This window comes from Microbacterium testaceum, from assembly GCF_001476285.1.
Lineage (GTDB): Bacteria > Actinomycetota > Actinomycetes > Actinomycetales > Microbacteriaceae > Microbacterium > Microbacterium testaceum_B.
In genome coordinates, this window is the sequence record NZ_LDRU01000107.1 from 1 (window position 1) to 7,596 (window position 7,596).

6 protein-coding genes are annotated in these 7,596 nt (G+C 69.0%); 3 read left to right on the forward strand and 3 right to left on the reverse strand.

The window, feature by feature from the left end; all coding sequences use genetic code 11:
- Positions 1 to 117: 117 nt before the first annotated feature.
- On the reverse strand, positions 118 to 471 hold the full coding sequence (locus NS283_RS16415) for a DUF5336 domain-containing protein (RefSeq protein WP_058597928.1): 354 nt from the start codon (positions 469 to 471) through the stop codon (positions 118 to 120).
- Between the two features lie 199 nt (positions 472 to 670).
- On the opposite strand from NS283_RS16415, the gene NS283_RS16420 reads away from it, so the two are divergent.
- Entirely contained in the window at positions 671 to 1,858 is a 1,188-nt protein-coding gene (locus tag NS283_RS16420; RefSeq protein WP_153003403.1) for a glycosyltransferase, read from the forward strand.
- A complete protein-coding gene (locus tag NS283_RS16425; protein WP_058597930.1) occupies positions 1,855 to 3,210 on the forward strand; it encodes an O-antigen ligase family protein in 1,356 nt (451 codons plus the stop codon). The genes NS283_RS16420 and NS283_RS16425 overlap by 4 nt, the downstream gene beginning before the upstream one ends.
- On the opposite strand, the gene NS283_RS16430 is transcribed toward NS283_RS16425, so the two are convergent.
- Positions 3,162 to 4,010, reverse strand: a complete 849-nt coding sequence (locus NS283_RS16430; RefSeq protein ID WP_058597931.1) for a hypothetical protein — start codon at positions 4,008 to 4,010, stop codon at positions 3,162 to 3,164. The genes NS283_RS16425 and NS283_RS16430 overlap by 49 nt on opposite strands.
- Positions 4,011 to 4,131: 121 nt before the next feature.
- Between NS283_RS16430 and NS283_RS16435 the strand changes: the two genes are divergently transcribed.
- Positions 4,132 to 6,780: an MOP flippase family protein gene (locus NS283_RS16435; protein WP_081317469.1), complete on the forward strand. Its 2,649-nt coding sequence runs from the start codon at positions 4,132 to 4,134 to the stop codon at positions 6,778 to 6,780.
- Positions 6,781 to 6,789: 9 nt separating this feature from the next.
- Here NS283_RS16435 and NS283_RS16440 read toward each other — a convergent pair.
- Positions 6,790 to 7,596: hypothetical protein (locus tag NS283_RS16440; RefSeq protein ID WP_206542567.1), on the reverse strand; the 807-nt coding region annotated here is incomplete at its 5' end.

Here is a 7,596-nt window from a genome sequence, read left to right on the forward strand (position 1 = left end):
GGGCGGGACGGATGCCGGGGGTGCTGGCATCCGGGATCGCCGAACAGCACCCGGAGGTGGTCCCGAGTGGGGACCGCCGACCGTTCAGTCTATGCGCGCGCTGGGAAGGCGGACGCCTCAGCGCCAGAGCACCGCGAGCGCGGCGTTGAGGAGGGTCAGGATGCCGACGAGCCAGAACACCGCGGGTGCCAGGTCGGCACCGCGCTTCTGCCGCGCCGAGCCGATCCCGAGGAGCGCGCCGATGACAATGAGCACGACGAGCTTCACCGCGATCTTGACGTAGTTCGGCTCGTGGTCGAGCGCCCAGGGTGCCGCGAGAGCGAGGCCCGAGACGAGGGAGATCGCGAGGGCGTAGTTCATCAACGGCGTGACACGTACGCGCCGCGCGACGGCCTCGACGACCCACGCGCCGAAGAGGATCGCGAACCCGACGAGGTGAACGAGGACGACGGCGTGACGCAGGATCTCCATACCGGTCAGGGTAGGGATGCCGCGGCTCCGACGCCAGGAAGGCGGGCCTCACCGCGACGCGCGAAGACGAGCGACACCGAGCGCGTGAACTCGGGGCTCGGCTCGGGCGAAAACAGCCGTGGGCCGGAAGGGGCCCGCGCGCCCGGGTGCGACCCTGGACGGCGTGTGCCCTCCCGAGCGCGCGAAGTCGGAGGAAAAGGTGCCCCAGATCGTCTTCGTCTCCGACGACGCCATCCACCCCCTCACGAGCGGCGGTCGGCTGGAGCTGTGGGGCGAGCTCCGCGCATTCGAACTCGCCGGCGTCACAGTGCACCTCGTGGTCTTCCATCGTGAGCAGATCAGCGACGACGATCGTCGCCGGACGATGGCTCTGGCGGAGTCCGTGCAGTTCGTCGCGCGGCGCGGGTTCGTCCGCGCGACGTGTCGGCACCCGGCCTCGCCGTACCAGGTGTCGTCCCGGACGATGCCGCCCACGGTGGTCGACGAGATCGTGGGAGCCTGTGTCGGCCCGGTGGACGCCATCGTTGCCAGCCACGAGTGGACACTCCCCGCTGCTCGCCGCATCTCGTCGGCAGTGGGCCGTCCGCCGATCGTGCTGCGGAGCCACAACGACGAGATCGCGTACTACCGATCGCTCGCAGCACACGCGACCGGTTCCAAGCGGCTCTATCTCCGTATCGAGAGCGCGCGAATCCGCGGGGCGCTGCGGCGCCAGCAGATGTGGAAGGGCGTCGCGGCGACCGCGGTGATCTCGCCGGCCGACGAGCACGCGTACGCGGGCACGGGTATCCCCGTGTCAGTGGTCCCCCCGACCTTCGACATCGCACCACGCGCGCGTGCGCGCCCGAAGCCGGAGCGAACGATCGGATTCATCGGCGCGCTGGACTCGTCGCACACGGAGGAGGGGCTCCGGTGGTTCGTGCGGGAGGTCTTCTCCGTTCTCCACGAGGCGGACCCCACCACGCGGCTCGTCGTCGCCGGTCGACGCGCGAGCCCGGCGCTGACGTCGCTCCTCCGCTCCGCTTCGGGCGTCGAATTCCTCGGTGAGGTGGATGAAGCCGCCGAGGTCTACGACCGTGCCCGGGTCTTCGTGAACCCGATCTTCTCCGGAAGCGGCGTCAACATGAAGATCGGTCCCGCCATGGCGCACGGCCTTCCCGTCGTCACGACGACCATCGGGGCGCGCGGGCTGTCCTTTCTCCTACCCACCCTCGTCGTCGCGGACGACGCGTCGTCGATGCGGGCGGACCTGTCATCTCTGTTGGGCGACGACGACCGTTGTCAGAAGCTGAGCGCGACGGGGGTCGCGGCCCTGCGCGCGCACCATCCCGAAACGACCGGGCCTATGCTCCGCGAACTGGTGACGACGCTGCGGGTGGGCGCGTGACCTCGGCGACGGAGGCATCCCGGCACAGCTTCCGCGCCGCTCCGCGTGCCGCCGGCGCGGGGCCATCGCCCGTCCCGTCGGATGGAGACCGCCGTCGTCGTCGTCAACTCGCCGTCGTCCTCCTTCTCGGCGGGTGGTGGTGCGCCGCCGGTCCGCTCGTCAGCCTGATCATCGCGGGACGCTTGCCGGCCGACCGACTGTCGACGGGACGTATCGCCGAGACGGAGCTCGGAGTTCTGGTGCAATCCTGGGGGGCGCCGCTCTGCATCGCCGGGTGTCTGAGCATCGTCGTGTGGAATCTCGTGAGAGACCCGGCGCTGGTCCGCCCCCTCTGGCCGCTCGCGTCGATGATGCTGCTCTTCGCCGCCATCGCCGTGGCGAACCTGGCCGCGTCGGATGGCGAGCTCCGCTCCGGCTCACGGATCGCCCTCCTCCTCGCTCTCACGATCTGGTCCATCCAGCCCCGGTTGGAAGATCTTCGCGTCCTCGGGTCCGTCGGTCTGGTGATCGTCGCGATCTCGGTCCTGCTGCTGCCGTCCGGGAAGACCTGGATGCCGGCGGCCGACGTCGTGCTCCAAGAGAAGGCGCTCATCGGTACGCAATTGATGGCCGGCCCCTTCGGTCAGAGCAACGTCCTCGGGCTGGCGCTCGGCGTCACCCTGCCGTTCGTCTTCCTGTTCCGCCGCATGTGGGTGCGCCTGGGGGCTTTCGGGCTGCTGATGTTCTTCCTCGTCCTGACGGGAAGCCGGAGCACGCTGATCGGCGTGGCGGGCGCCGTGGTGATCGGGGTCGTCGTGGTGTGCGTGCGGGATCGATTCCGGTCCGGTCTCGTGGCCGCCCTCGGTACGGTCGGTCTCGTCATCGTGTCGTTCTGGGTTCCGCTCGGCACGTCCGACCCGCAGGCATTCACCCAGCGCGGGTCGATCTGGATGATCTCCCGCGCGACCTGGGGGGCCACGACGGAATCCTTCCTGTTCGGACAGGGGCTGGAGTACTACGGAGTCGGGGGCCACTTCGCCGTCTTCGATCACGGCTCTCCGACGTACCACGGTCACAATGAGTTCGTCAGCATCATGACGACCTCGGGGTTGCTTTCCCTGGTCGCGTTCCTGGGGGTCGTCGCGACGGCATTGTACGGCCTGCTCCGCACGACGGGCCGCGGGCGTCGCACCGGACTCTTCGCGATCATGACGCTCCTGGGGTGCGGAATCGCTGAGACGCCTCTGCGCATCGACGCGATCGACTCACTGGGGTGGCTGACCTGGTTCAGCCTCTTCTCGATCGTCGTCGCCGGTTCGAGCACTCACGACGTCGTGGATCCCCTCAGCCGTTCGAGGTCAACCTCGCTGTAGGTGCGGCGAACCTGCTCGTCGTTTCCGTCCAGAACGTTCGTCGCCATGAGCGCCGTGCGCTGGGAGCCCGGCACCGCGGGGTGGTGGACGGGAGTGTCGAACACCTGTCGCGGAGAGAATCCACTGCGGAGGGCAGCGCGATGGAGCCAGAGGTCGTCGCCGCGCGGACACTCGTCGAGGAAGCGCGTCCCGTATCGGCAGGCCTCATCGAGGACGGCGAACGGGTAGAGGACGCCGCCGACTCCGTTGAGCACCAGGCGGATGTCCGGCCTCGATGTCGTGCTCAATCCCCACGTTCGGTACGGGGCCACGGAGCCGTCGTCGAGGAAACGCATCACCTCACCGCGATAGCCGATCGTGCTCCGGGGATACTCCCGATGCCGCTCGAGGAGCGTTTCCAGCCACCGGTGCGGATAAAGGACGTCGTCGTCGGCCGTCACCACGGGCACCTCCGGGTCGCGCCACCGCGTCGCGTACGGGTAGTACTTCTTGTGCGCACCGAAGTCGTCGCATCCGTGCACTTCCAGTCCTCTGCGCTGCAGGTCGCGGAGCAGCCGGGGGATGCCTGCGTCGAGGTCGTCGTGGGCGAGCCACAGGATGAGCCGTCGGGGACGCACAGAGCCTTCGCCGATGGACTCTATCGCCGCGAACACGGTGGCGATCCGATGCCCATAGGAGGTGAGGCTCACCACCGCGGGAGCATCGCCCACCACGGGCCGACGGCGGATCGCCGCGGTGGCGCGCCAACGCGCGATACGGAGGCGTTTGGCGATGGCCGTGGTGATCTTTCGCGCGTGCACGGGTGGGAACGTAACAGCCCGCGGGAGCCGCCCGGGATGCCGCTGTTTCACTGGAGGAATCGTGAAGTGACCGCCCGACCGCGTCCGACGATGTCCCGCTTTTCCGCTCCCGGAGGTCCGAGTGACTGCTTCGCGCGCGACGGCCGCCACGAGTTGGACGGCGGTGTCCGTCTTCTCGACCTCTGCTGCCCAGCTCGTCATGATGCTGGTCCTCGCCCGCATCCTCGATCTCGAGCAGATGGGATTGGTCTCGACCGTTCTGATCTGCTCGTCGTTCCTCGAGGTCTTCGTCGGGCTGGGCCTCACGGCCGCGCTCATCCAGCGTCGAAGAGTCACGTCGCGTGAACTCTCGAGCGTCCACTGGGCGAACCTCGCCCTGGCCCTGATCGCGTTCGGCGCCGTCTGGGCCGGATCCGAACCGATCGCGGCACTGTTCGGCGCGCCGGCCGCGGCTCCTCTGATCGTCGTGACGGCCTTCGCTTTCGTCTTCACCGCGGCGGGTCAGGCTCACCGTGCGGTGCTCGAGAAGCGACTCGACTTCCGACCGCTCGGCATCGCGGACGTGGCTTTCGCTCTCGTGTCCCTCGTGAGCGCTGTTCTTCTCGCGCTCGCCGGGTGGGCGGCGATGAGCGCGGCCGTGGGGCTCGTCCTCGGGGCAGCGGCGCGTACGGTCGTCTTCGTCGTCTCGGCGAGACGCGTGGCCCGCATTCGCGCGCACTTCCGCCTCGCCGAGCTCCGCCGGTTCTTGCGCTACGGCGTGTGGCAGTCGGCGGACGGGGTCCTGAACTACATCGGAAACACTCTCGCGACCATCGCGACCGGGCGCTTCGTCAGCACGGCCGCCCTCGGCGGTTTCAACCTGGCTTTCACCCTCGGGGTGAGTCTGGCCGGACGCGTCAGCCCCATCCTCACGCGCGTGCTCTTCCCGTACTTCGCGATCATTCAGGACGACAAGACTCGCGTTCGTGATGCCTACCTGAAGATGCTGACGCTGGTCGGCATCCTGAACATCCCCGCGCTGGTCTGCGTCAGCCTGGTGGCGGACGATGCGATGACCGTCGTCTACGGCGAGAAGTGGGCCCCGTTCGGGCCGGTTCTGGCCGTCCTCGCCCTGGCGGGGGCACTCCGTTCGCTCGGCTATCCGGTCGGCTCCCTCCTGGCAGGCACCGACAATCTCCGTCTCGGGGTCTTCCTCAACGTGGGGCGAACCATCGTCAACGTGCCGCTGATCCTGGGGATGACGCTCGTGTGGGGCGTCGACGGTGCGGCGTGGTCGATGGTCGTCATGGCCGCGGTCAGCTACGTGCTCGGCTACGTGTGTCTCCACCACGTCGTGCCCACAGCGCCAGGCGCCTATGTCCGCGCCAGCGTGACACCGATCGTCCTGTCGCTTCCGCCGGCCGCCGCCGTCCTCGCCGTCGGGTGGCTCGCAGAAGCCGCCTCTCCACTCGCGCGACTCGTTGCGCAGGTGGTCGTCGGTGCAGGCGCCTTCGGGCTGGCCCTGCTCCTCAGCCGTGATTCGACGGTGAACGCGATCATTCAGGCCGTTCGCGCCAAGGTCGTACGTGCTCCGGACATCGACGTCGCTGTCGTGCTCCCCGCTGACGAGCGTTTCGACGGGACCGGCGGCGCGATCGCGTCGTGGGTGCGGAACGCCTACGGCGCTTTTCCCGCCGACATCGCGGTGGGGGTCTTCTGCCCACGCGGTGACTCCGCGTTCGACGACGGCGCCGTTCGTGTGCGCCTGCCTCTTTTCGACCGGCTCGACGCTTTCATCCGTGTCGCGGCACGCCCCGTGGCGCGTGTGCTCCGCCGCAATCCGGACGGTGTCGTCCGCGTACTGACGCTGTCCGGGCGTATCTGGGTGTGGTGGCTCACCCCGGTCCTGCAGCGTTCGAGGGTCGTCCATGTGCACAACGAGCCGGCGTACGTGGCGGTGCTGAGACGGTCGGGCTACCGAGGCCGAATCGTCCTGCACATGCACAACGATCCCGTCGGTGCGATCCGTCGCTCATGCGGCGCGTCGTGGCCGCGCGCGACCCTCGACGAAGTGCGGTCGGCCGTCGACGCGTGGGTGTTCTGCAGCCGGTACTTGGCGACGCTCGCACGCGAGGAGTTCGGCATCACCGATGCGGTCGTCGTGCCGAACGGCGCGACGGTCTCGCATGCACAGCCGCTCTGGCACGAGGCGGGCGAGCCGCTCAGGGTCGCCTTCGCGGGGCGCCTGATCCCTGAGAAGGGTGCGCTCCGGGCTGTCGAAACGGTGGCTGAACTCGCCGTGCGCCGCAGCGTCGTCCTGGACGTGTACGGGGCGAAGGCGTCGGGTGCGGCGGTCGGCGAGTCCCCGTATACGCGGGCTCTGCGTTCGCTCGCCGAGGAGGTGAGCGAACGTCACCCCGGTGCCACGGTCAATATCCGCGGATATGTCCCGCCCGACCTCATGACGGCCGAATTGGCCGAGGCGGACGTCTTCCTCTACCCGTGCCAGTGGGAGGAGCCCTTCGGCATGGTGCTCCTGGATGCCATGACCGTCGGCACACCTGTCGTCACGGTCGCGCGCGGGGGTATCCCGGAGGTCGTCGGACCGGAGGCGGGCGGTGTGGTGCTTTCACCCCGCGCGAACGCTGTCGAGCTCGCCGATGCCGTCGATCGAGTTGCCACCGATCCCCGCTACACCGACCGGCGTCGCGCCGCGCGCCGCGTTGCCGAGGAGCGTTTCGGATGGGATGCCATCGCTCGGCGCCTGATCGACGTGCTCGCCATCGGCTGACGACGGTATTCAGCCCAGCGCGGCGAGAAGTGCCCGCACGTCGCGTCGTCGCGTGCGCGGCGGGATTATCGTGGCCGCGTCCGGGACGTGAACAGGCGCGTGCTCGGCATCCGGCTGTGTGTCCATCGAGAGGGCGACCCTCGCCCAATCGTCTTCTCCCGCGAGCATCCCCTTTTCGCAGTGCGTGACCTGGATCGGCAGGCGCAGCTCGATGGAGCGCTGACGTCCGCGCGCGAGAAGGAGACAGAGGAGCCGGAACGCCGCGTGCCGGAGGGGCCGCAGCCCCCATGGACGTGGCCATTTCGGGGTCGGGTGGAACGGGGCGAGGACGTAGGCGAGCCCGGGCTTCGAGACGTGGGATCCGAGAGCCCTCCACGAGAGTTCATCCCAAGCGCCCCCGCCGCATGACATCCACAGATGGCGCGAGGCATCCGCCCGAAGTGCCCGGCCGGTCACGGCGAAACTCGAGGTGCCCCCCGGGACGTGGGCCCACCCGGGGCGCAGCGGGGTGATGGTGCCGTGCTCCGAGGCGAGGGCGTAGAGCAACCGATAGTCCGCGCTGCCCTCGACCAGCAGTCGGAGAGCTTCCGGCCGATGGAGGTGGTCGTCTTCGACGAAGTAGACGAGGTCGTCGTCGTCGGGCCGGATGCTCGATCGGACGGCGCGGATGACGGGGCGCCACGACTTCGCTGCGGTGCCTCCGCGAACGATGAGGAACGAGTCCGCGCGACGCAGGAGTCGGGAGATGGAACCGGGGTAGGCGAGTCCTGATGAGACGTCGACGGCGACGGTCACCCGGACGTCCAGGCCCGTCGC

Excerpts from the sequence above, each read along its gene's own strand:
- NS283_RS16415 (WP_058597928.1), bottom strand. The coding sequence starts at position 471 with ATGGAGATCCTGCGTCACGCCGTCGTCCTCGTTCACCTCGTCGGGTTC.